The 25,086-nt window shown below is 70.0% G+C and carries 16 protein-coding genes; 5 read left to right on the plus strand and 11 right to left on the minus strand.

Annotation, left to right across the window (positions count from 1 at the left end):
• Positions 1–40 precede the first annotated feature (40 nt).
• Positions 41–727 (plus strand): glutathione S-transferase family protein, encoded by a 687-nt coding sequence (locus AC07PR_RS01705; RefSeq protein ID WP_495134163.1) that lies wholly within the window; start codon positions 41–43, stop codon positions 725–727.
• Positions 728–734: 7 nt separating this feature from the next.
• On the opposite strand, the gene AC07PR_RS01710 is transcribed toward AC07PR_RS01705, so the two are convergent.
• A complete protein-coding gene (locus AC07PR_RS01710; protein ID WP_495134164.1) occupies positions 735–1,865 on the minus strand; it encodes a sensor histidine kinase in 1,131 nt (376 codons plus the stop codon).
• Positions 1,866–1,927: 62 nt separating this feature from the next.
• The gene (locus tag AC07PR_RS01715) at positions 1,928–2,620 is read right to left on the minus strand and encodes a response regulator (RefSeq protein WP_483106493.1); all 693 of its coding nucleotides are present in this window, start codon (positions 2,618–2,620) and stop codon (positions 1,928–1,930) included.
• Between the two features lie 161 nt (positions 2,621–2,781).
• Between AC07PR_RS01715 and AC07PR_RS01720 the strand changes: the two genes are divergently transcribed.
• The 4 genes from AC07PR_RS01720 to AC07PR_RS01735 all read left to right on the plus strand — a co-directional run bounded on the left by AC07PR_RS01720 (position 2,782) and on the right by AC07PR_RS01735 (position 9,385).
• Positions 2,782–4,269, plus strand: coding sequence for an efflux transporter outer membrane subunit (locus tag AC07PR_RS01720; protein WP_495134165.1), 1,488 nt, complete (start codon positions 2,782–2,784; stop codon positions 4,267–4,269).
• A 145-nt stretch (positions 4,270–4,414) separates the two neighbouring features.
• Positions 4,415–5,179, plus strand: coding sequence for a MipA/OmpV family protein (locus AC07PR_RS01725; protein ID WP_495134166.1), 765 nt, complete (start codon positions 4,415–4,417; stop codon positions 5,177–5,179).
• A 28-nt stretch (positions 5,180–5,207) separates the two neighbouring features.
• On the plus strand, positions 5,208–6,338 hold the full coding sequence (locus AC07PR_RS01730; protein WP_483106490.1) for an efflux RND transporter periplasmic adaptor subunit: 1,131 nt from the start codon (positions 5,208–5,210) through the stop codon (positions 6,336–6,338).
• A complete protein-coding gene (locus AC07PR_RS01735; protein ID WP_495134167.1) occupies positions 6,335–9,385 on the plus strand; it encodes an efflux RND transporter permease subunit in 3,051 nt (1,016 codons plus the stop codon). Before AC07PR_RS01730 ends, AC07PR_RS01735 begins: the two co-directional genes overlap by 4 nt.
• Positions 9,386–9,409: 24 nt before the next feature.
• Here the strand turns inward: AC07PR_RS01735 and AC07PR_RS01740 are convergent, their stop codons facing one another.
• From AC07PR_RS01740 to AC07PR_RS01780, 9 genes are all read right to left on the minus strand, one after another.
• Positions 9,410–10,600, minus strand: coding sequence for a sensor histidine kinase (locus tag AC07PR_RS01740; RefSeq protein WP_495134168.1), 1,191 nt, complete (start codon positions 10,598–10,600; stop codon positions 9,410–9,412).
• Complete coding sequence (locus AC07PR_RS01745) at positions 10,597–13,641, minus strand: ATP-binding protein (protein WP_495134169.1); 3,045 nt, start codon at positions 13,639–13,641, stop codon at positions 10,597–10,599. The genes AC07PR_RS01740 and AC07PR_RS01745 overlap by 4 nt, the downstream gene beginning before the upstream one ends.
• On the minus strand, positions 13,641–16,574 hold the full coding sequence (locus AC07PR_RS01750) for a PAS domain S-box protein (protein ID WP_495134170.1): 2,934 nt from the start codon (positions 16,572–16,574) through the stop codon (positions 13,641–13,643). The genes AC07PR_RS01745 and AC07PR_RS01750 overlap by 1 nt, the downstream gene beginning before the upstream one ends.
• Before the next feature lie 3 nt (positions 16,575–16,577).
• A complete protein-coding gene (locus AC07PR_RS01755; protein ID WP_495134171.1) occupies positions 16,578–17,618 on the minus strand; it encodes an ABC transporter substrate-binding protein in 1,041 nt (346 codons plus the stop codon).
• Between the two features lie 256 nt (positions 17,619–17,874).
• Complete coding sequence (locus AC07PR_RS01760) at positions 17,875–19,695, minus strand: putative bifunctional diguanylate cyclase/phosphodiesterase (protein WP_495134172.1); 1,821 nt, start codon at positions 19,693–19,695, stop codon at positions 17,875–17,877.
• Positions 19,692–20,279: a YfiR family protein gene (locus AC07PR_RS01765; protein ID WP_495134173.1), complete on the minus strand. Its 588-nt coding sequence runs from the start codon at positions 20,277–20,279 to the stop codon at positions 19,692–19,694. The genes AC07PR_RS01760 and AC07PR_RS01765 overlap by 4 nt, the downstream gene beginning before the upstream one ends.
• Before the next feature lie 17 nt (positions 20,280–20,296).
• The gene (locus AC07PR_RS01770) at positions 20,297–22,261 is read right to left on the minus strand and encodes a TonB-dependent receptor plug domain-containing protein (RefSeq protein WP_495134174.1); all 1,965 of its coding nucleotides are present in this window, start codon (positions 22,259–22,261) and stop codon (positions 20,297–20,299) included.
• A 168-nt stretch (positions 22,262–22,429) separates the two neighbouring features.
• A complete protein-coding gene (locus AC07PR_RS01775) occupies positions 22,430–24,013 on the minus strand; it encodes a glycoside hydrolase family 28 protein (protein ID WP_495134175.1) in 1,584 nt (527 codons plus the stop codon).
• A 272-nt stretch (positions 24,014–24,285) separates the two neighbouring features.
• Positions 24,286–25,077, minus strand: coding sequence for an NPP1 family protein (locus tag AC07PR_RS01780; RefSeq protein ID WP_495134176.1), 792 nt, complete (start codon positions 25,075–25,077; stop codon positions 24,286–24,288).
• Positions 25,078–25,086: the final 9 nt, after the last annotated feature.

Raw genomic sequence — 25,086 nt, forward strand, 5'->3', positions numbered from 1 at the left:
CGCAATCTCAACCAGCACTGTCAACCGACAAGGATGAACCATGAAGATCTATGACCGCCCCGGCTTCCCCAACCCCGCCCGCATCCGCATCGTGCTGGCCGAAAAGGGTCTGGACGACCAGGTGGAATTCGTGTCCGTGGACCTGATGGCCGCCGAGCACAAGCAGCCGGCCTTCCTGGCCAAGAACCCGGCGGGCATCGTGCCCGTGCTGGAACTGGACGACGGCACGCTGATCTCGGAATCGACGGCCATCACGGAATACCTCGACAACCTCGACGGCCGCCCCTCCCTCACCGGCCGCAGCCCCAGGGAGAAGGCGCTGATCCACATGATGCAGCGGCGCGCCGAGTCCTTCGTGCTCGATCCCGTCGGCCTCTACTTCCACCACGCGACGCCTGGCCTCGGCGCGGCCTTGCAGGTCTACAAGAGCCCCGACTGGTCGGCCCGCAAGGAAATGGGCCTGCAGGAGGCCCAAAAGGTGGTGCAGGGCTACCGGTATTTCGACGACCTGCTCAAGCACCGCCCGTTCCTGGCCGGCGATCACTTCTCCATGGCGGACATCACGCTCTTCGCCGGCTTGATGTTTGCCGACGCGGCGGGGATCCCGGCACCTGAAGACCACGAGGCCCTTCAGGCGTGGCGTCGGCGCGTGGCGGCGCTACCCAGCGTCCGGGAACGCAGCGGCCAGCAGTTCGTGCAGGAGGACCTGACCCGCATGGGCTTCTGATCCGCCCTCAGCCGTTGAAGCTTTTCGGCAGCGTGACGACAGCCCGCAGCCCGCCGCCTTCGCGCGGCGCCAACACCAGCATGCCCGCATGGGCACGACAGATCGCCTCCGCGATGGCGAGGCCGAGGCCCGAGCCGCCGGAGTCCCTGGATCGGGACTGGTCCGCGCGCCAGAACCGGTCGAGCAGGCGCGGCAACTCCTCGTCGGCAACGCCCGATCCGCGGTCGGCCACGACCAGCTCCACGCTCCGATCGACGGCTGTCGCCCGGATCTCCAGCACGCCGCCCACGGCGGCGTGCCTCACCACGTTCTCCATCAGGACGAGCAAGACCTGACCCACGCGGTCCCGGTCACCGTGGAGGGTCAGGTCGCCTTCAAAGGTCGCTGTCGCGAGGACGCCCGCTTCCTTCATCGCGACTTCCAGCCAGGACACGCGTTCTCGGACCAGTTCGGACAGGCTGAACGGCTCATGCGCCAGCCGCAACTGCCCGGCCCGGGCCAACGACAACAGATGCAGGTCACCGACCAGTCGATTGATCTGCGCCAGCTGCCGGTGGACCAATGCCAGTTGCGCCATGTCGCGCGGAAACACGTCGTCCAGCATGCCCTGCACACGTCCCATCGCGGCGTTCAGCGGCGTGCGCAACTCGTGCGCCAACATGGCGCTGGACTCGCTCAACTCCCGCTCGTATTGCTCCAGCTTGGCCGCCATGTCGTTGAAGTCCCCCGTCAACTCGACCATCTCGCGAGGCGGTGCGCCATGGACCGTCGCGCGCACGCGGAAGTCTCCGCCCGCGACGCGGCGAGCCGACCGCGCCACCTGCCCGAACTGGCGTGACAAGGTCCGCGACGCGAGGACGCCGAACAGCACCAGGAATGGCAGCTCGCAGGCCGCCAACGCGCCGACCATCAGCCAATCGGGATTGGACAGGCCCGGCACGAACTGCTCGACCGCATAGTGCTGCTGGATCAGCGACCACAGGCGTTCCTCGTTGCCTTGGGGCTGCGCGCGCAGTCGAAGGATCTCCTCGCGCGCGGTCGGCGGCAGGCGGTTCAGGATCGCCTGGTCGTGGAGGCTGAAGTAACCCCACATGCCGATGGCCACCGCCGCGATGGCGCCGAAAGCCAGGGCGCTCATGCGCAAGCCCATCCACAACCACAAGGGCATGGGCCCCGCGCGGCCCGGGAACAGGCGCCGCATCATTGGAAGCGGTAGCCGACGGCCCGCACGGTGACCAGCACCCCGGTGATGCCCTGCTGCTCGAGCTTGCGGCGCAGGTTGTGCACGTGGGTGTCGACCACGCGCTCGAGCGCGTCGCTGTCGGGCAGGCAAGCCTCCAGCAGCTCGCCCCGCGTGAACGCCTTGAACGGCGTCCTCAGCAGCGTCACCAGCAGGTTGAACTCGGTCGGGGTCAGGTCGAGCAGCTGGCGCGAACTGCCGTCCGGGGCCTCGACCGCGGCGACCACGGCGTCGACGTCGACGCTCAAGCGGCCGTGGCGCAACGGACCATCGGCGACTCGCGCCGGCGAGGAGCGACGCAGCACCGCATGGACGCGGGCGACGACCTCCTTGGGGCTGTAGGGCTTGACCACGTAATCGTCGGCGCCGTAACGCAGCGCGCCGAGCTTGTCAGGCTCGTCACCGACGGCGGTGACCATGATGACGGGCGTGTCGCCGGCACGGCGGATGCTGGACAGCACCTCGATGCCGCTGAGCCGCGGCAGCATCACGTCGAGCAGCACGATGTCCGGTCGCCATTGGGCATGCAGCTGCACGGCCCGCTGGCCGTCATGCGCCAGCGTCACGGCGAAACCGTCCTTGCGCAGGTAGGCCTCCAGGATGCTGGCGCTGTCCAGGTCGTCCTCGACGACGAGCACCTTCTTGTCGGTCATCACGATGGGTCAGCCGAATTCAGGAAAGGAAAGACGCCGTGGAAACACGGCAACGGTGGTGGGGCGACGGCGGAATGAGGGGTGGCATCCCCGAGGGTCCTTGATGAAATCTTGATGATTCGCCGAACGTGCCTTGAAACTCCTCGTCGACGCTTCGGGGCATGGACACCTTCGAGCGCTCGCGCATGATTCCACACTTCGCCCTACGCCCGGGGCATCGCGTTCAACGCACGGCCGCGGCCGGCCTGATCGCGCTGACCGTGGCGGGATGTGCCCTCGCCCCGCCTGCCCAGCGTCCCGAGATGCGCTTGCCGGCCCGCCTGTCCGACGACGGGATCCCGCTGAGCACGCAGACCCGCCCGGACGTGGCCCTCACACCGCAGGAGCGTGATTTCATCGCTGCGTTGGCCCCCGACCGTGACCTCGCGCCGCTGGTCTCGCGAGCGCTGGCGGCCAACACCGACTACCGGCTGGCGGTGCTCCAGGTCGACCAGTCCCGGGCCCAGTACCGGCTGCAGCAGGCCGATCGGTGGCCGACCGTCGGCCTCTCGGCGACCCAGTCGCGCCAGCGTTTCGACAGCGCGGAGCAGGACGCGCGGTATGGCCAGAAGCTGGTCTCGGCCACCCTCGGTCTCGACGACGTCGAACTGGACCTCTTCGGCCGGCTGAAGTCGCTGTCCGATGCGGCACGCGAGCGTTATCTCGCCTCGTCCCACGGACAGCAGGCGGTGCGAGGCGCGCTGGTCGCCGAGGTGCTCCGGCTCTACATCCTGGAACGCAGTGCGGCGCAGGCGCTCGATGCGGCGGCAGCGGTCCATGCCCACAGCGCGGACCTGCTGGCCATCGGGCAGCGTCAACGCGCGGTGGGCCTGGCCTCCGACGACGATGTCGACCGCCTTCGGGCGCAGGACGACCGGGCGGCCGTGGCCGAAGCGCAGTCGCGCGAGGCGCATCTCGGCCTGCTGCGCGCGTTGCGGCTGATGACCGGATCGGATGTCGTGCCGGTGGGGCCGCTGGCGCCGCTCGCCAACGCGTCAAGCCAGCCGGCCGCCTTGCGCGACCTGGACTCGCGACTGCTGCTTCAGCGTCCGGACGTGCAGCAGGCCGAGGCCGAATTGCGTGCCGCGCATGCGGACATCGGTGCCGCACGGGCCGCGTTCTTCCCATCGATCCGCCTCAGCACCGGCATCGGCACGGCCAGCGAGGGCCTGCGCGGTCTTTTCGCGAGCGGCAGCGGCGTCTGGAGCTTCATGCCGCAGTTGACGCTGCCGCTGTTCGACCACGGCCGTCGCCGGGCCGCGCTCGATCTGGCCCAGCTGCGGCGCGAGGCGGGCGTCGTCAGCTACGAACAGGCCGTCCAACGCGCGTTCCGGGAGGTGCTCGAGGCCCTCGACGCGCAGTCCACCTCGCGTGAGGCCGAGCGCCGTCAAGCCGATCAGGACGATCGCACGCAGCGCCGCGTGCAACGCGCGACGGCCCGCGCCGAGGCCGGCTGGGTCGATCGCGCCGACCTGCTGGCCGAGCGCATTGCGGCCGGGCAATCGGCGCTGGCGCGGCTCGAAACGCAACGCGATGTGGCGCTGAACCGGGTGCTGCTGTTCCGAGCCTTCTATGGCGTCGCGCTGCCCGCTTCCGCCGCCGCCCTTTGAACCGTCCCCCGATGCGCCCGGCGCATCAGCCCCTGTTTCGCCTCCCCTGTTTCGCCTCCCTGGAGCACCCATGCCTCATCTGTCTCCTCTGCCTCATCGCGTTTCCCTCCTTCTCTCGCGCACCGGCGCGGCACTCGTCGCGTCGATGACCGCATCCGGCGCCGCCATCGCCGCAGATGGCCTGACGCCCTCCCCGCTGCTCGGCGACAAGACCGAGATCACCGTCGGCGCCGCGGCGCAGCTCGCGCCACGCTACGCCGGCGCCGACCGCACGCGGCTGCAGCCGGCCCCCGTGCTGGTCGTTCAGCGCGGCGTGTTTTTCCTCGACACGACGCGCGGCGCCGGCCTGCAGTTCCAGACGGACTGGGGACTGTATGGATCGCAGTCGATGTTCTACGACTTCGGGCGCCTGCAACGTGACAGCGACTGGCGCCCCGGCGACCGCCGCCTGGCCGGCATGGGCGACGTGCGGGGCTCGCTGACCACGCGCAGCCTGCTCGTGCAGGACCTGGGTCACGGCCTCTCGGCCAGCGTCGAGGCGGAATTCGCGCTGCGCGATGGCGCGCGCCGGAACCGATACCGCACCGGCGTCGAGTACGACGTGCTGAAGGCCGGGCGCGAACACGTGACGCTGGACGTCGACGCCTTGTGGGGTGACCGCCGCTACAACCAGGCGTACTTCGGCGTCACGGCGGCGCAGGCGGCCAACAGCCGTTTCGCCGCCTTCCAGGCCGGTGGAGGCCTGTATGCGGGCAGCGTGGCGGCCACCTGGGAGCACCGCTTCGACCCGCACTGGACGGGATCGCTGGAACTGCGCGGGACGCATTACCTCGACAACGCGGCACACAGCCCGGTCGTCGAACGCCGCAATCCCGTGTCGACCACCCTGGCAGTCACCTACGCCTACTGATTCGATGCAAGCAACGATGAAACTGCCCTTGAGCACACGCCCTTCCCGTCGCGTCGCGAGTGCCTGCCTGCTGGCCGTGGCGGCCACGGTGCTTGCCGGCTGCGGCCGCGCGAACGTGGCGCCACCCGCTGCGCCGCGCACCGTGAAGCTGGAGACAGCCGGCATCGGCGCTGCAAGCAGCGACACCCGCTTCATCGCCATGGTCCGGCAGGAGCAGCGTGCCGACCTCGCCTTCGAACAGGGCGGTCGCATTGCGGCGATTGCCGTCGATGTCGGCGACCGCGTGCGCCAGGGCCAGGTACTGGCACGGCTGGACCCGGCACCGATGCTGTTGAAGCTGCGTCAGGCCGAGGCGCAGCTGCGTGCCACGGCCGCGCAATGGCGCGAGCGCGACAGCCAATGGCGGCAGCAGCAGGCCATGTTCGATGACGGGGCAACGTCGCGCGCGACGCTGACGGCGGCGGAGGCCGCCCTCGATGCCGCGGCTGCTCAGCGGCAGACGGCGGAAGCCGACCTGGCGCTGGCGCGGCGCACGGTGCATCAGAGCGAGATCCGCGCGCCCTTCGACGGCAGCGTGGTCGCGCGGCTCGCACAGCCGCAGGGCGATGCGGCGGCGGGCCAGGTCTTGCTGCAGCTGGAGGGCCTCGGGCGGCCACAGGCAGTGGCCGTCCTCCCGGGGGACATCGCCAGCCGGCTGCAGCCGGGCGCGCTGGTGCGCGCGCGGCGTGCCGGTGCCGCCGAGCCCTTCTCGCTGCGCTTGCACGGTGTCTCGTCGCGCCTGGACGCCGGCGGCAGCGCCCAGGTGATCCTCGACTTTCAGGGCGCCGCCAACGCACTGCGCAGCGGCGACAGCCTGTCGCTCGACCTGATTGATGCGCCCGCTGGCGCCCCGGCCGGAGCGCTCACGGTGCCGCTGTCGGCGGTGATCGCCGACGCCCGCGGCGTCAACGCCGCCGTCTTCGTTTATCAGCAGGCGGCCGGACGCGTCACCCGTCGCCCGGTCACCCTCGGCCCGATCGCCGGTGAGCGCTTCGTCATCAGCGCCGGCCTGAAACCCGGCGAGCAGATCGTGACGGCGGGGTCGGCCTTCCTGAGCGATGGGCAGGCGGTCCAGCCGCTGCCCGTGGCATCGCGCCTCGCCGACGGAGGCCCCCTGTGAAGCTCACGCACTCCGCCCTGGGGGCCAGCCGGCTGACCCTGTTGACCGCCGTGCTGCTGCTGTTGGCCGGCGTGGCGACCTTCCTGGATTTCCCTTCGCAGGAAGAGCCCTCCGTCACCGTGCGCGACGCGCTGGTATCGGTCGCCTTCCCCGGCATGCCCAGCGAGCAGGTGGAGCAACTGCTCGCCAAACCCACCGAAGAGCGCCTGCGCGAGATCGGCGACCTCAAGCGGATCGTCACCACGGTGCGGCCCGGCAGCGCCGTGCTGCAGCTCACCGCCTACGACCGGGTGAGCGATCTGCCCGCGCTCTGGCAGCGCGTGCGTGCCAAGGCCGGTGAGGCCGCCGCCGAGCTGCCCGCCGGCACGGTGGGCCCGTTCGTCGAGGACGACTTCGGCCGCGTCGCCGTCGCGTCGATCGCCGTCACGGCGCCAGGCTTCGGCATGAGCGAGATGCGTGAGCCGCTGCGCCGGCTGCGCGAGCAGCTCTATGCGCTCCCGGGCGTCGAGCATGTGTCGCTCTACGGCCTGCGCGAGGACCGCGTCTACGTCGACTTCGACCGCGCCCGCCTGGTCGAGGCCGGCGTGGCGCCGGCCGCGATCGCGCAGCAACTGCAGGCGCAGAACGTCATCGCGCCCGGCGGGCTGATCTCGGCGTCCGGACTCGCCATGACGGTCGCGACCTCGGGCGAGATCCGCGGCCTCGACGATCTCCGCCACTTCCTCGTCGCGGTGCCGGCGGCCGCCGGCAGTCGTCAGGTGCCGCTCGGCCAACTGGCGCGGATCCAGGTCTTGCCGGCCGATCCGCCGGAGAGCGCCGCGGTCTATCAAGGGCAGCCGGCGGTTGTCGTGGCGGTGTCGATGGCCCAGGGGCGCAACATCGCCGCCTTCGGCAAGGCGCTGCGGGCAAAGCTGGAAGAGACCCAGCGCCTGCTGCCGGTGGGCTTCGAGCAGCACGTGGTCACCTTCCAGGCCGACGTCGTCGAGCGCGAGATGGGGAAGATGCATCACGTCATGGGCGAGACGGTGCTCATCGTCATGGCCGTGGTGATGCTGTTCCTGGGCTGGCGCACCGGACTGATCGTCGGCGCCATCGTGCCGCTGACCATCCTCGGCGCGCTGATCGCGATGCGCGCGCTCGGCGTGGAGCTGCAGACGGTGTCGATCGCGGCGATCATCCTGGCGCTGGGCCTGCTCGTGGACAACGGCATCGTCATCGCCGAGGACATCGAACGCCGCCTGGTCGCCGGCGAGGAACGCCGCCACGCCTGCATCGAGGCCGGCCGCACGCTCGCGGTGCCGCTGCTGAGCTCGTCGCTGGTGATCGTGCTGGCCTTCTCCCCCTTCTTCTTCGGCCAGACGGCCACCAACGAGTACCTGCGCTCGCTGGCGGTCGTGCTGGCGGTGACGCTGCTCGGCTCCTGGGTGTTGAGCCTCACCGTCACGCCGCTGCTGTGCCTGTACTTCGCTCACGTGCCGGCGACTCATGGTGCCTCGGACGATCAGGGCGGATCGCGCTTCTATCGCGGCTATCGCGCGCTGATCGGATGGGTGCTCGATCACAAGGCGCTGTTCATCGGCAGCATGGTCGCGTTGCTGATCGCGGCGGGCGCGGTGCTGTCGAACATCCCCTACGACTTCCTCCCCAAGTCGGACCGGCTGCAGTTCCAGATGCCGGTGACGCTGCAGCCGGGCAGCGACTCCCGCCAGACCTTGCGTACCGTCGAGGCGATGAGCCGCTGGCTGGCCGACCGCAACGCCAATCCCGAAGTCGTGGACAGCATCGGCTATGTGGCCGATGGCGGCCCCCGCATCGTCCTCGGGCTGAATCCACCGCTGCCAGCGGCCAACATCGCGTACTTCACCGTCAGCGTGCAGCCGGGGACGCGGATCGACGACGTCATCGCCCGAGCCAAGCGGCACATGCGCCTGCACTTTCCCGAGCTGCGAGCGGAGCCGAAGCGCTTCTCGCTCGGCAGCACGGAGGCCGGCGTCGCGATCTATCGCGTGTCGGGGCCCGACGAGGCGGAACTGCGGCGCATCGGCGGCGAGATCCAGGCCGCGCTGGCCTCGGTGCCCGGCAACGTCGATGTCTACGACGACTGGATGACGCGCGTGCCGCGGCGCGTGATCCAGGTCGATCAGGCGCGGGCGCGCCAGGCGGGTGTCTCCAGCGACGACATCGCCCGGGCCTTGCAGATGCGCTACGGCGGCGTCGCGGCGTCGGTCGTTCACGACAACGGCGTGTCGGCGCCCATCGTGCTGCGCGGCGGCGCGTCCGAACGCGCGGCCGATGGCTCGCCCGCCGACACGCTGGTGTATCCGTCCGCGGGCGGCGCGCCGGTGGCCCTGTCGGCCATCGCCTCGGTGACCAGCGACACCGAGCCGTCGACACTCGTGCGTCGCAATCTCGTGCGCACGCTCACCGTCACCGGGCACAACCCGACGCGGACCACCAGCGAGCTGGTGCAAGCGATCGCGCCGCGGATCGCCGCCATCGCGCTGCCGCCGGGCTACCGCATCGAACTGGGCGGCGAGATCGAGGACTCGGCCGAGGCGAATCAGGCGCTGCTCGAGTTCATGCCGCATGCGCTGATCGCGATCCTGCTGCTCTTCATCTGGCAGTTCAACTCGTTCCGCAAGCTGTTCATCATCGTCGCCAGCGTGCCCTTCGTGCTGATCGGCGCGACGCTCGCGTTGCTGCTGACCGGATATCCGTTCGGCTTCATGGCGACCTTCGGCCTGCTGGCGCTGGCCGGGATCATCGTCAACAACGCGGTCCTGCTGCTGGAGCGCATCGAGGCGGAACGCGCCGCCGGTCTCGGTCGGCGCGAGGCGGTCGTTGCCGCGGCGGTCAAGCGCCTGCGGCCCATCGTGATGACCAAGCTGACCTGCATCGTCGGCCTGATCCCGCTGATGCTGTTCGCGGGGCCGCTGTGGACCGGTATGGCGATCACGATGATCGGCGGACTGGCGCTGGGCACGCTGGTGACGCTCGGGCTGATTCCTGCGCTCTACGACCTGCTGTTTCGTCGGCGGGGCGGGTGAACGCTGGAGGCCCCACCTGCGCGCTCATTCAACGGTCTGCGGCAGTGAAAATCGAAACGTGGCGCCTTCCCCGGGCGCGGAGGTGGCCCAGACCCGTCCACCGTGACGCTGCACGATCCGCTGCACGATCGACAGGCCGAGGCCGTGGCCTTCGACCTTCTCCGCGCCCTGCAGGCGGATGAACGGTTCGAACAAGCGCTGCGCGTCGGCTGAATCGAAACCAGGGCCGTCGTCGCTGACCGAGAAGACGATGGCGGCGCCGTCCCGTTCGCCCCCGATCGAGACCGTCGCTTCGTGTCCTGTCGCCTGCTGAACGGAGAACTTCGCAGCGTTGGAGATCAGGTTGGCGAACACCTGCCGAAGCATCGGCGCGTCCGCCACCACGCGGGGCATCGCGCCAACGTCGAACCGCGGCACCACGCCGGATCCTGAGGCCAGGAGTTCCCCGATCACGCTGCGCACCAGCGCCTCCACATCGACCTCGGTGAGCGCCAGCGCACGCCGGCCCATGTGGGACAAGCGCATCAACGCGTCGATCAGATCCGTCATGCGTTGTGCCGCCAGCTGCATGTCGGCCAGCCAGCCGCGCTGGCGCGGCGACAGCACCGGGCCCGCCTGCGCCGCCAGCAGCGTCGAGAACCCGACGAGGGCGTTCAGCGGCGTGCGGAGGTCATGCGACACGGTGCGCGCAAAGGCGTCCAGCTCCCGGTTGGTGGCCTCCAGTTCATCGGCACGGCGTTGCAGGCTGAGGTGGAGTCGGGTGTTCTCACGCCGCAGGCGGCCGATCTCCACCGCACGGCCCAGCACCGGCAGGATGGACGCGAGCCGGAACGGCTTGAGCACGTAGTCGGTGGCCCCGCTGCGCATGGCCTCCACCGCGGTGGCAATGCTGCCCTCCCCGGTCATGACGACGCCCACCAGCTGAGGATCGATCTCGAGCGCGGCGCGCAGCAGTTCGATGCCGGTCTTCCCGGGCATCACCAGGTCGGTCAGCAGAACGTCGAAGACGCCGCGCCTCAGTTCGTTCAAGGCGCCCTCGGCGTCGGCGTGGCCCACGACCGCGTAGCCGTGCCCGGCCAGCGTGTCGCACAGGGCCTCCATGTGCCGCGCCTCGTCGTCGACGACCAGCAGCCGGGCGGGCTCGGACCCGGAGGACCCGGAGGACCCGGATGACAGGACGGAGCCGGTCGACCCGGCGGGGCTGTGGGTGTTCACGCGTGTTCTCCCTTCGGGACCGCGAGCAGCCGGGCCAGCGCCGTTCGCACTTCCCGGAGCTTGGGCGGCTTGCTCAACACAAGATCGACCGCGGGCGGCATCTCGCCGTCCGCGATCATGCGCTGGCCCCATCCGGTCAGCAGGATGACCGGCGTGCCGGGCGCGCGCGCCTTGGCCTCGGCGGCCACGCGCCGTCCGTCGACATCGGGCATGCCGAGGTCCGTGATGACGGCGTCGAAGGCGGCCGTGTCGTCGCGCAGCGCGGCGATGCCGGCCTGCCCGCCGTTGGCGGCCGTCACCGCGTGCCCGTCGCCCTCGAGCGCTTCCTGCATCGACCGCAGGATCAGCGGATCGTCGTCGACCAGCAGGATCCGCAACGGCCCGGCGGGCACCAGGCCCGGGGCGTCCGCCGCCGTGGCTGCGGACATCGTCCGCCGCACCGGGAAACGCAGTCGGAAGGCGGTGCCCTTCCCGACCACGCTGTCGATCTCCAGGGCCGCGTCGTGGCGCTGGACGGCGCCGTAGACCATGGCCAGGCCCAGGCCGGTGCCGCGCTCGCCCTTGGTCGTGAAGAACGGCTCCAGGCAGCGCCGACGCGTGGATTCATCCATGCCGACGCCGGTGTCCGAGACCTCGATCACGACCTCCTGGCGGTCCGGATGTCCGTCGTCCGCTCCGACGTCGCGCAAGGCCGTCCGCAGCGTCAGCAGGCCGCCCTCCGGCATCGCGTCGACGGCGTTGAAGACCAGGTTGATCAGGGCTTCGCGGATCTCGCTCTCGCCTCCGAGGACTTCGGGCAGGGCCGGCGTCAGGTCGACCGCGAGCCGGATCACCACGCCCCGCTGCTGGGGCATGTCGCTCCAGCGCGCGCGCGTGAGGTCAACGACCTGCGGCACCAGGTCGTTCAGCTGCAGCGGCAGATGCTGGGCGCACGATTCCCGTTGTCGGTAGAACTCGCGCATGCGGGCGACGGTCGCCGCCACATCGTCGATCGCGCGGGCGATGACCGCGAGCCGCGAGCGCGTCTTCTCGCTCAGCCCGGGCGTGCGTTCGAGCAACTCGTCGGTGTACAGCACGATGGGCGAGATCGCGTTGTTGATGTCATGCGCGATGCCGCTCGCCATCTGTCCGAGCGCCCGCAGCCGCTCCTGCTGCATGACCGTCTGCTGGGATTGCGTCAGCTCGTCATAGGCACGCTGCAGGTCCGCGTGCAACTGCGCCTGACGCGCCGCCAGCGCCACGTGGGCACTCAGCTGGCGCAGGAACTCGCAGTCGCCGCTGCCGAATCCGTTCGTCGCGCGTCGCGCCACCAGCAGCAACCCGAACACGATGTCGCCGGCCCGCAGCGGCGCCAGCACCATCGAGCGCAGGCCTCGCTGCGAGAGCCGCCGCGCGAGGGGCAGCGACAGGCCGGTGAGATCCGGCTCGTACACCAGCGTCCCCTGCAGCACGCGCGTGACGTCCGTGCCATGAAGCGCGGGGACGGTGTCGGCGCCCTCCGCGTCAGGGCCGTCGGCACCGCCGTCCCGGCCGGCCAGGATCTCGAAGCTCTCGCCGATGCGGACCGGCGTCAGCGTGCGTCCCGCCGGGTCCAGGATCAGGACGCCGGCCACGGGCGCCGGCAGCCGGTCCTCCAGGGTGCCGACCACGACCTGGTAGATGCTCGGCAGATCCTGCCGCTCGGCGATCGCGGCGGTGATGTGGTCGAGCAGCTGCAGCCGCTCCAGCTGCGACTGCAGTCGGCGCTCGACGCCTTCGCGCTCGGCCACCTCGGCGCTCAGTGTCGCGGTGCGCTCGCGCACGCGCGCCTCGAGGGCGTCGTTGGCGCGCTCGAGGTGGCCGGCCTTGGCCTGCAGGTCCTCGGCCATCGCGTTGAACGCCCGGATCAGGTCACCGATCTCATCGTCGCGCCGGCTCTCCACACGGACGGACATCTCGCCGCCTGCCATGGTCCGGGCGGCGCGCGCGAGCGAACGCAACGGACGCAGGATCGTGCCCGCCAGCAACAGCCCGGCAAGCCCCGCGCCGAGGATGATGGCTGCGGCCAGCCCGAAGCGCTGCCACGTCATGCGGTCGATGTCCGCGACGAAGGCCCGCTCGGGAATCATGTAGAACACGGTCCAGTCCACCGCATGGAAGCGGCGTGCCACGCCATAGTTCCATTGCGCGTTGACCGGCGCCCAGCCGCGGAAGACCGCCGGATCCGGCGACGCCGCCCGCGCGCGTTCGAACTGCTCCGGGAACGGACGGATGTCCGCCAGCAACTCCCGCGTGCGTTCGCCGAAACGTTGATTCGCGACCAGTCGCTCGACGACCTCGGGCGGCAACTTCCCGGCCGGGCGGAAGACGATGTCCTCGCTGTAGGTGTGGGCGATGCGGATCCCCTCCCGGTCGAACACCACGGCGAAGCTGCCCTTGCCCGCCTGCTCGTTGGAGCTCCGGACCGCGGTCCAGAAGGCTTCTGCCCGCACCCAGATCACGCCCACGCAGCGCAGGCCGTCGGCCTCCGACAGGGGCGCGAAGTAACCCAGCGACGGCTGGGCGCTACCGCGTCGGGACGCGACGTAAGGATCGGAGACCACCGGGACACCGCCCAGCGCGGCCTTCACGTTCGGATCCTCGCCCAGGTCCACGCCGACCATGGCGTGCTCGGTCGCCGCGACGACCCGCCCGCGCGGGTCGATGAGCGCCACGCCGCGCACGGCCGCGTCGCTGTCGGGAAAGCTCGCGAGCGCGCCCTGGAGGTCCGCCTGCAGCGCCGCCCGCCGTTGCGGCGTCGCACTGCAGAACTCGCGGGACGAGGGGAGCCGCACCAGGCGCTCCGAGGCATTGCGGTAGCCGCGATGGAAGGCGTCGATCTCCCGGACGATCTGGTCGGCACGCGCCTCCAGCAGGCTCCTGAGGCCGTCGAGCATCCGCTCCCGGTCGTCGCGCAGGTCGACATAGGCCCACAGCGCCAGCGGCAGCGAGGACACCAGCACCAGCATCGCGACCACCTGCAGGCGCAGAGGCCAGCGGCCTGGGTGCCAGAACGCGCGCATCAGGACGGCTCCTTCATCCCGGAGCGCCGCGGCCCCCCGGGATCCCCGGGATCCCCGGGATCAGGCGCCGCGCCGGGCGGGTCCGCCGGCGCGGTCGCGCGTCGCAGGGCGCGACGCAACTCGCGCAGCTTCGGCGGCTTGCCGAGCACCTGGTCGACATGCGGCGGCTTCTCGTCCTCGTCCACCAGTCGCTGCCCCCAGCCCGTGAGCAGGATCACCGGCGTGGCCGGCGAGGCCGCCTTCACCGCCGCCGCCACCTGCCGTCCGTCGACGTGCGGCATGCCCAGGTCGGTCACGACGACCTCGAAGCCGTGCCCGTGCCGGTCCGCGCCGCGAAGGGCGTCCCGGAACGCGTCGATCCCGGCCTGTCCCGCATGGGCGCTGGTGACCGCGTGGCCGTCCGCCTCCAGCGTCTCCTGCAGCGAACGCAGCAGCAGCGGGTCATCGTCGACGAGCAGGATCCGCAGCGGCGGCGGCTTCTCGTCCGGGTCGCTGCGGAGCGACGTACCGGCCCCCTCGTCCGGCGCCGGCACGGTGAAGCGCAGCGACACGCGGGTGCCCTGCCCCGGCGCGCTGTGCACCTCCAGGTCGGCGCCGTGGCGCTGCGCGATGCCGTACACCATCGCCAGCCCGAGGCCGGTGCCGCGCTCGCCCTTGGTGGTGAAGAACGGCTCGAGGCAGCGGCGGCGCGTCGCCTCGTCCATGCCCATGCCGTCGTCGGCGACCTCCAGCATCACGGCCGCCTGGGCGCCCTCGCCTTGCTGACCCGTGCGGATCGCCACCGTCCCGCCGTCCGGCATCGCGTCGACCGCATTGAAGACCAGGTTGATCAGCGCCTCCCGGATCTCGTTGTCGGTGCCCAGCACCACCGGGTCATCGGTCGCCAGGTCCGTGCGCAGGCGGATCACGACGCCGCGCTGCAGCGGCATGTCGCTCCAGCGCGCGCGCGTGAGCTCCACCACCTGCCGCACCAGTTCGTTCAACGACACCCGCGTCAGCGCCGATCCGCTCTCGCGCTGGCGGTAGAACTCGCGCATGCGCGCCACCGTCGCGGCCACGTCGTCGATGGCGCGGGCGATGTTGCCCAACGCGCTGCGCGCCGACGGGCTCAGCCCAGGCTCGCGCTCCAGGAGGCTCTCCGTGTAGAGCATGGCCGGCGAAATCGCATTGTTGATGTCGTGCGCGATGCCGCTGGCCATCTGCCCCAGCGCCCGCAGCCGCTCCTGCTGCAGGATCGCCTGCTGCGTCTGGCGCAGGTCCTCGTAGGCCTGCTGCAGCGCGCCGTAGAGCTGCGCCTGGTGGCTGGCCAGGCTGACGTGCTCGCTGAGCTGTCGCAGGAATTCGCAGTCGCTGCTGCTGAAGGCCTGAGGGGCCAGACGCGCGGCGACGAGGATGCCGAACACACGGTTCTCCGACTGCAGCGGCGCGATCACCAGCGATCGCAGGCCGCCGCGCGCCAGCCGCTGCGGGAAAGGGAACGGGACCGTCGTCAGGTCCGGCTCGTAGACCAGGTGCCCGGCCAGGCATTGCGACAGGCCGTCGCCGTCGATCGACAGGTCGGCCTGTTCGGACAACGCGAGCTCCAGGGCCAGCGGCGCGCTCTTCACGCCGACGCCCGTCACCCGCAGCGTGTCGCCGGCGGCGTCGCGCAGGCAGACACAACTGAAGTCCACCGGCGCGTTGTCCTCCAGGCCGCGGATCACGGCCTGGAAGATGCTGTGCAGATCCTGGCGTTCACCGACGGCGCGGGTGATCTGGTTCAGCAGGTCCAGCCGCGCCAGCTGCTCCTTGAGCCGGGACTCGCCGAGCTTGCGGCTGGTGATGTCGCGCAGGAAGGCGTTGAAGCTCACCACGCCGTTGGACCGGATCGCGGTGATCGCGAGCTCGATCGGGAACTCGGTCCCGTCGCGTCGCGTCGCCCGCAATTCGACGCGCCGGTCGAGCACGGTCGCCACCCCGGTGTCGAGGTAGCGCCGCAAGCCGGCCCGGTGCGCCTCGCGGAAGCGCTCGGGCACGACGAGCGCTGTCAGGAGCCGCCCGACGGCTTCGTCGGCGGACCAGCCGAACACCGCCTCCGCCTGCGGATTCCAATGCGTGACGCGTCCCTCGCCGTCCATGCCCACGACGGCATCCAACGCGGCATCGAGGATGAGTCGGGTGCGCGCCTCGCTTTCCGCAAGCCGGTCGCGGGACACGGTCGTGGTCCTGAGCAGCGTGCTCATGCCGTCGAACTCGCGCGCCAGCTCGGCGATCTCGTCGGCACCGGTACCGCCGACGGCGTGCTCCAGGTCGCCCGCCCCCACGCGCCGCATGCCCTCGCGCAGTCGGGCCAGCGGACGAGCGATGCCGCGGAAGATGAAGAACATGCTGGCCGCCACCGCGACGGCCAGCATGGCCGACAAGCTCAGGACGATCGCGATCGCGCGGCGCTGGGCGGTCGCCACCTGCTCGCGGCTGATGTCCTGCAGCCGGAACGACTCGCTCATCATGATCAGCGTCTTGCGCGCCATGGCGGCCGTCAGGCGTCCGGCCCACTCGTCGAGGACCTGCCGTTGGCCGTCACCGGCCAGGCGGGCCTGCTGGGCCCGGACCAGTTCCGCGAAGACGGCGGGCGCCTTGTCATGGGCTGCGCGGATCTGCGAGATGCCCTCCTGCTCGTCGCGCGATTCGAAGCCCTGGGCGCGGTCCAGCGCATGGCCCAGCGTGCGGTAGGCGCTGGCCCATTGCACCTCGACCCGCGCCTCGGGCTGGCGTGCGTACTCCAGCGTCAGGTAACGCAGGCCGGCCGCCGACTCGACCAGGTCCGCGGCGGCGCGGTTCTTGCGCATGCTCTCGGCGACCTGCCGGCCGGACACGCCCAGCGACACCGCGATGGCCAGCGTGACCAGCACGCAGGCCGAGCCGATGATCGCGAGGCGGGTCGATATCTTCATGGCCTAGCGGATGATCGTGACCGCACGCGGCTTGACCGCGGCCAAGCCGTCCAGATAGACGGCATCCAGGAAGTTCGGCGCACGCGGCGCGTCCACGACCCGGTTCTTCATCGCCCAGCGGCCCTCGTCCTCGAGGACCACCAGCAGGTGTTGTTCCAGCGACAGGGAGAAACGGCTGCGCGAGAGCAGTTCATGGATCTCCTCGGGCGGTTTGCGCAGCGCCTGCGCGACGATGGACTCGCTGGCGGCCAGGTCGTGTTTCAGCAGATCCTCGGCCTGCAGCAGCGCGACGAGCAGGTGACGCACCACCTCGCCGCGCTGAAGCGCGAAAGCGCGCTGCGAGGCCAGATTGAAGCTGGAGTCGTACACCCCCTCGCTGGGGAACACCGCCGCCCGGTCGCCCAGGCGCCGTCGTGCGTCGGCGACATAGGGCTCCCAGGTCACGATGGCATCGACATCGCCGCGCACGAGCGCATCGGCCAGGTCGCGCGGCTTGTGGTCGACGACGTGGACATCCGCGCGCGACAGGCGCGATCGGACCAGCAACACGTCGAGCACGAAGTCGCCGCTCGTGCCCACGCTGGCGCCGATGCGCTTGCCTCGCAGCGCGTCGGCGGACCAGATGCCGCGGTCGGTACGGCCGACGATGGCATGGTCGCTTTGAGTGGACAAGGTCGCGAGGATGGTGACCGGATGCCCTTTGACCACGGCCAGTGCGACGGGCAGTTCGGCCACCGTCGCGACGTCGGCCTTGCCCGCCAGCACGGCGTCCAGGGCCTCCTTGCCGGAACCGTGGTGCTGCACCGTCACGGACAGGCCTTCGCGTTCGAAGTAGCCCCTGGCAACGGCCACAAAGGCGGGCGCCGCGCCGGCATAGGGCGTCACCGCCAGCACGACGGCCTCCCGCGAGGCCGCGGCCTGCGGCGGGTCCGGTCTGCCGCAGGCGGACAGCGCCGAGCCGAGCGCGGTGAGCAGCCAGAGGCGGCGCGTGGCGTTCAGGCGCCACGACCCCGCGAAGACATTCGCCCTGTTTGCGTCAGACATCGCAGCCCCCCTGCGTCTCGAAGGTCCGGGGGGACTCGACGTTCCCTCTCCGGCTCGCACCTCGCGCTACCCGCCCCTGCGCAACGACGGTCGAAGGGTGACCCGGCCTGCGCGCTGCCACATCGGCGCACTCACCGGATTCCTGGGTAGTCTTTCTGAATGACAGCGACCATTAGAGGCCGAAGCCCGCGCCATGTCCAGGGTCGGCAGCCTGGCGGTCTCGCGGCCAGTTCGCCGGGGACGCGGGCCCTCGCACTCAGCTGGGAACGGGCTCGGACAACAAGGCTTCGATGTGGGAGACGCTCTCGGGCTTGCACAGGCCGAAGCCCTGCATCAGATCGCATCCCATGGCCACGAGCGCCGCCTCGTCCGCCTCCAGTTCAACGCCCTCCGCGACGACCGTCATGTGCATCGCATGCGCGACCCGCACCATCGACTCCACGAGCATTCGGGAATCGTCGCTGGCGGCAAGCCCGTGCACGAAGAGCCGGTCGATCTTGATCTTCTTGCAGCGCAGCCGGCGCAGGTAGGCCAGCGAGCTGTAACCCGTGCCGAAGTCGTCGATGGCCAGCCCGTAGCCCAGGCCCTGCAGCGTGAACACGAAGGAATCCGGCTTGTCGATGTCCTCGAAGTTCAGGCTCTCCGTCAGCTCGAATTCGACCTCCAGCGGCGTGAGCTGCAGGGTCTTGAGCTGCTGCAGGAAACGTTCGCGATGCTGCGGCTTGCGGCACTGTTCCCAGGACAGGTTGATGGCCACCGGCGGGCACCGGAGTCCGCGGGCCTTCCATCGGTCCAGGTCTTCGCGCAGCCGGGCAAGCATCGCCAGCCCGAGGTCCACGATCATTCCTGACGACTCGGCCACCGGAATGAACGCCGCGGGCGACACCGGGCCGCGCTCCGGGTGCTGCCAGCGTGCCAGGGCCTCCAGGCCTCGGATTCGACGCTGCGCGTCGTATTGCGGCTGGTAGGCCAGGTGGAACTGACCCTCGATCAGCCCGGCTCGCAGGTCGTTCTCCAGCGCGATCCGCGACTGCAGCTGCTCGCCGAGTTGAGGCGTGAACATCTGGAAGCCGTCCTTGCCCAGGAGCTTGGCCTGGCGCATCGCCGCATCGGCGCAGCGCAGTGCGTCACTCGCGGTGCCGGCTTGCTCCGGCAGCAACACCGCGCCGGTGCTGGCGCGCAGGTGCAGCCAATGACCATCGAAGAACAGCGGTTGGGTCAGTCCGATCTGCAACTGGACTGCAAAGGCCTGCAGCGAGGCGGCGTCCGGCCGCGGCGTCAGCAGCACGGCGAACTCGTCCGCCGACAGCCGCGCGGCGGCATCGCCCGGGCGGCAGAGCTGGCGCAACCGTTGACCGGTCGCCTGCAAGGCCGCGTCGCCCGCCGCGTGTCCGAACTGGTCGTTGATCTGCGTGAAGTTGTCCAGGTCCAGCAACAGCAGCGCTGCGCCGCCTTCGTCGGTGATCGCCTGGTCCAGCAACAGGCGCAGATGCTCACGGTTGGGGAGATCGGTCAGCGCGTCGAACCGCGCCAGGTATCGAGTGCGCCGCTGTGCCTCCTGCATCCGCACACGCAGGCGTTTGGACAGCAACCAGGCCAGCGCGGCCGTGGCCGTCAGCGTGGCCAGCGTCGCTCCGATGAATTGCGCCAGGTCGCCCCACATGGGCAGGCGGCTCGCGCTCAAGACCAGGGTACCCACCACCTGTCCGTTGGCGGACACCGGCTCCACCAAGGTGATCTGGCCGGCCCAGTCCTCGAGCCGGGACCGCTGCGCCGGCGGACGCACGTAGATCGTGAACACGCTGCCGTCCCGCTTGAGCAACTGCGCGCGCAGCGTGGCCGGGTTCTGTTGCAACGCCTGCAGGATCTCCGCGGCGTCCTCGCGGCTGTCGAAGACCAGCGCGGCGGACGCCGTCTGTCCCACGATGCCGGCCTGCAGGCGCAGATCCTCCCGCTGCCGGTCCTGCAGGCGCCAGAACTGCATGGCACTGAGCAGCAAGGCAAAGACGAGCAGCACGGTCAGCGACACGGCGAGTTCGCGCCAGCGCTCCACGGTGTCGAAGATCTTGGCGTTCATGGCGAAGTCGATTGATGCCGCACGAAACGCGCCAGTCGCAGCAACTTGGCGCTCACCGTCAGCCCGGCGCTCCGCGCCGCATCCAGGTCGACGTCGAAAACGATACGCCCATCCTCCACCTGCAGGTTCACCATCGCCCCGAAGTCCAGCATGCCGGCCTCGTCGGCCAGTACCAGGACGTGGGCGCGCTCGAGTGCCGAGCGCCAGGCCGGCTGCGGCTCCCCGACGTAGAGGACGTGGCAGCCGACGAGCTGCTCCGGGCGCGAGACGCGGCGCACCTCGATCGTGAACTGCCGGATTGGCCGGGCCGCCAGCGCTTGCAGGAAAGGTCCAAGCCGACTGTCCCCCGCGATGCACAGGTGCAACACGCGGCCGGCTTCCCGCTCCGCGGGCCAGGTGATGAACATCAGCGTCCGGTAGATCACCTCGGCCTTCAGGACCTCCGGGCCAGAGGCTTGCGCGAGCGCGGGAGCACCGACCGCAACGCCCAGGAACGCCAGCATTCCGGACATCGCGAGGCGCCGGAAGCGGCCGCGGTCACCCGATGCCGGCGCACAGGCGCGCCCGATCGAAAGCGGGGACATGAGCATCCGCACCACGGTCAGAAGGCGATCCGCCAATCCAGACGCCAGGTTCGGCGTGGCTGGGGAATCGCGTCAAGTGAGGCGTCGGGTGACGACGGGTCCTGGTTGGCGCGATCGAGCAGGTTGTCGACGTGCATCGCGACGGTCTGGCGCTCGTCGACGCGGTAGCGCAAATGCGCGTTGAGGAAGGCCGACGGCGAGACCCGCACGCGGCCCAGTCGCGCGCCAAGTGCGGTGCCTTCCACGCCGAACTGCCATTGATGCCATTCGGACGTGACGAGATGGCCCTTGACCATCCAGGTCGGCGCGTTGCTCAGCCGCGCGCCCCGGTCGTCGCGGGCATCCATCCACGAGGCGCTCGCGCGCCAGAGCCAGCCGTCCTGCCGCCGATGCTCGACGGAGAGGTCCACGCCCCGCATCCGCGCGCGGCCACGATTGACGAATTGCACCACCGCGTCCGACTCGGCGCTCAGCGGTACCTGCTCGATCAGGCGATCCAGGCGCGTGTCGTAGGCGTTCACGCCCAGCGCCTGTCCCGACGGCAGCAGATACTCCCACGCGATCTCCGCGGAGCTCAGCCGCTCGGGCCGCAGCGCCGGATTGGCCAGCTGCGATTGACCGCCGTCGTCGTAGAAACGCTCATAGAGATTGGGCGAACGGAAGGAGCGCGCCCACATCAACTTGAGGGTTTGGCGCTCGCTGGGTCGGTAGACCAGCACCGCCCGCGGCGACAGCGCCGGCGAGAAGCCTCGCGCGTGGTCCACCCGCAGCCCGGTCGTGAGCTGCCAGGCCTGCGACAACCGCCATTGGTCCTGCGCGAACAGTGCCGCCGAATCCTGCGTCACATGCGAGTCCAATCGCGATGCGTAGGGCTCGACCCGGTAGTTGCGTTGCACGCCGTAGGGCGAAGTCCTCACCTCGGCGCCGGTCATCAACTCGTGGTTGAGCAGGCCGCGCCACAGCACGCGTGCATCGACGGTGATCCATTGGGCATAGGCCTCGTCCTTGTCGATGACCGCGGGGGACTCGCCGAAGACGTAGCGGCCGCGAAAATCGTATTGAGACAGGTTGAACCGCAGGCTGCGGCGCAGGTCCCCCTGCCAGCCCTCGTCGTAACCGGCCTCGACCATCAACTCGCGGTCCGTGTAGCGGGTCCCCGATGCGCCGGGCAAGGTGCCGTAGGGCGCGGTGGGCACCTCCTTGTCGCGTTGCACCGCGGACAGCGACAGCCGCCAGCGGCCAACGCGGTACTTCGCGAGCACGGCCACCTGGCGCTCGCCGTCCAGTCCGCGGACCCAGCCGTCGGCGGTGCCCAGCGAGGGCAGGAACAGGTCCTCGCCGCCAGTGCGTTGAAGGTTCACGCCAAGGAACAGGTCGCCGCCCGCGACGTCGGCGGCGCCGTAATGCAACTCCGCGCGGCGCATGCCGTCGCCGCCGGCGCTGGCGAGCGCGGACAGGCCCGGCGCATCGATGCCGTCCAGCGTCACCACGTTGACCACGCCCAGCAGCGCGTTGCTGCCGTAGATCGAGGAGCCCGGGCCCTGCACGAGCTCAACCCGCTTGACCCAATCGGCGACGACGGGGAACTCGAGTTGCGGCAGTCCCTGGTCGTAGATGGCGTCATTGACACGCTGACCGTCGATGGACATCAGCACGCGGGAGTTGTAGTCGCCTGGCCGGTTGAAGCCGCGAACGCCCAGGTTGCTGTAGCTGCGCGTGTTGCCCAGATAGACGCCGGGCAGCCGGCCGAGCATGTCGCCGATGGTCACGTGGCCGAGCGCCGCCGCCTCCTGGCGAGTGATCACGCTGACGGCGGCGGGCGCATCCATCAGGCTCTGCGCGTAGCGTGAGGGTCCCTGCACTTCGCGCTTCAGCAACGCTTCCAGCTGGTCCTCATCCTCGCCGACCGGTGCTGCGGTCGCGCCCAGACTGACCAGCGGTCCGAGCAGGCCACAAACGGCCCAGGCAATTGCGTGTTTCACGGGGAAACGCCGTAGGGCGGCGACGGCGGGTACAACAAAGGGGGGCCAGCTTATCGGGCAGCGTTGACCGGATGGAAGTCAAACTTCACATCATTGAAAACTTGCTGCGATACCCCTATACGCAAACCGTCGCCGCGGACTTAGTGCACGCTCCCGCAGGCGCTGGACTCAGATCGGCGCGTTGGCCGACGGAAAGTCCGGGAAGGCGCCGTCACAGCCGAGCGGCGCCCGGGATCCGGCGCGCACGTCGTTGAGCTTGAAGGTCGACGACGTGGCGAACGGGATCGTCACCGGTCCCGGTCCGAGCGTCAGCGTCGCATAGTCCGGCTGCGTCGGCCCGCCCTTCTTGCCGTCGGAGGTCAGGAAGTTCGTCGAGTCGAAGACCACGTTGTCCAGCGTCATCGTCAGCGTGTTGGTGACGCTGCCATTGTGATAACCGCGGAAGACCAGCTTGCCGGCGCCGAACTTCGCGCTGCTCAGCACGTGGATGTTCTGCAGCAGGATGTCGGTGATGTTGGGCGCGGTGCTGTGATTGCCGCTGCTGTAGTACGGCGTGAAGATCAGCGGCTGCTTGACGTTGCGCATGCAGGCGTTGGCGAAGATCACGTTGCTGACCGGACCGCCCACGCTGTCGTAGGTCTTGATGCGCAGGCCGTTGACCTGGGCGTCGTCGAAGCCGTCGATGCTGACGTCGTCGACCCGCACCTGGCTGACGCCCCGGGTGGTCTCGCTGCCGATCGACACGCCGTGGCCGTAGTACAGGTGGTTGTGCGCGATGTAGACGTCGGAGCTCGGCGCATCGGCGGCCTTGATGGCGATGTGGTCGTCCCCGGTGCTGATGGACGCGTGCGCGATCCTCACGTTGCTGCTCTCCACCACGTCGATGCCGTCGGTGTTGGCGGCCGTGTCCGGCGTGAAGCAGGTGCTGGGCCTGGTGGCCGCGACGTCGGGATTGGGCGTCGTGCCGGCGGCACACGCGTAGTGGGCCACCGAGTAGGCCAGCGACGGCGCCAGGACCTTCGTGTTCCAGGCGACGAAACCGGTCAGACCGCTGACCACGACGTGCGCGTTCGGTGAGTTCTGCAGCGTGACGCCATACAGCGTGAAGTTGCTGCCGCCGATCAGGTTGATCAGGCGCGGGTTGTTCTGCTTCTTGCCCGTCGCCTCCAGGAGATTGGCGACGTCCCACCAGGTCATCTTGCCGGCATTCGCGCCGGAGGTCAGCACGCTGCCGCCGCGGCCGTCGATGATGCCGTCGCCGACCACGCGGCTGTCGGCCGCATTCTTCAGGCGGATCAGCGCGTAGCAGGACTTGCCGTCGCCGCCCGCGGTGCCGCAGTTGCCGCCGCCGTTGTCGAAGTCTTTCGGACTGCGCGACGCGAAGAGGGTCACGCCGTTGTCGACCCACAGCGTGACGCCGCCCTTCAGCAGCAGCGGCCCCGACAGGAAGGCGTTGGCGTTCCCGCTGATGACCAGGCGCACCGCCTGGCCGCTCGGGCAGGCATCGATCGCATCCTGGATCTGGTGCGTGTCCGGTTGCGAGTGCGCGGGGTCCGCGTCGACCGCGTCCGGCAGCAGACCGCCCGACTGCGTCAGGGATGCGTTCAGGGTCTTGCAGATGGCCGTCGCGGCGGGCAAGGCCGGCTCCGCGGGCAGCGTCGGGTTGTAGGACGCCGCTTGCGCGGCGGAGGCGGTGATCGCGCCGAGCGCGGCCACCACGGCGAGGTGGCGTCGGGAGAGAACGGGAGTCATCAGGATCCTTGGCGGGAGAGGCTCGCCGGACCGGCGGAGAACACGGACCGGGAGCGGGTGGACAGGCCGTGCTGTGTACCGTGGTGCCAGGTCTTGCGGTTGCGTTCGACGCGAGTCCAGACGTAAGCCAAGGATTGCGATTGCAGCGGAATGCAAGAAGGGCGAAAGCCGTTCCGTTTTGCAACCGGGAGATCACGCCAAGCCAACCAGGCCCCAACCCGCGCAAGCGCCCCTCGAGGATCCCGGACCCACGCGGACACCGCGCCCTCGCCTCACTGCGCCGCGTCCAGACTCGCCTGCGTGAACGCGGGATAACCCGCCGGGCGGTAGTTGTTGAGGTTGTTCAGGAAGTTGCTGTCCTTGACCGGGACATTCGCCGAGCCGTAATCGAAGGTGTTGAGCAGGCTGCGCATCGTGGCGTTGCTCACGCCGTCACCGGTCATCGATGTCCAGCTGACGATGGCGGGTGTCAGCCATTGGCCGTACGGGTTCTCCGCGGCGACCTCGGTGGCGCCGGCGAAGCGCATCGCATGCGTAAGCGCGCCGTCCTTGTGATAGACGAAACGCACATGCCCGTTCTGCACCGCCAGCGTGTCCACCGCCGCGTTGTTCAGGTCGCCGTGGGCGCTGTAGCCGCCGTGGGTGACCGCGCCGTTGGTCGTCCAGATGGCCACGTGCTCCCAGTCGTGGCGGTGCCCGCCGCCGAGCCCCGTCGTCTGGTCCTTCAGGAAGTACAGGGCGTAGAAGTGCCCGCAGTACACGTTGCCGCCGCTGGTCACGCAGGCATGGCGATGCAGCGTGTTGGCGTAGTCCAGGAAGTCGGTGCGACGGCAGCCGCCGGTGATGCTGCCCGAGGTCTTGAGGCCGCCGTTCTGCTGGCCGCCGCGGCTGATGCCGGCGCTGGGCAGGCAGCCGTCGGTGTCGAAGTCGAACAGCGGATAGGTGGCCGCGATCTGGACGTTGACCGGCCAGGCGGCACTCAGCGCGGGGAAATCGTCGGCGCGCGCGGACGTGGTCGCGAGCGCGGCCAGGAGCGCCAGGGCGGCGATGCGGATGCGATGCATGGTGGACGT

This window comes from Roseateles sp. GW821-FHT09H11, assembly GCF_059415845.1.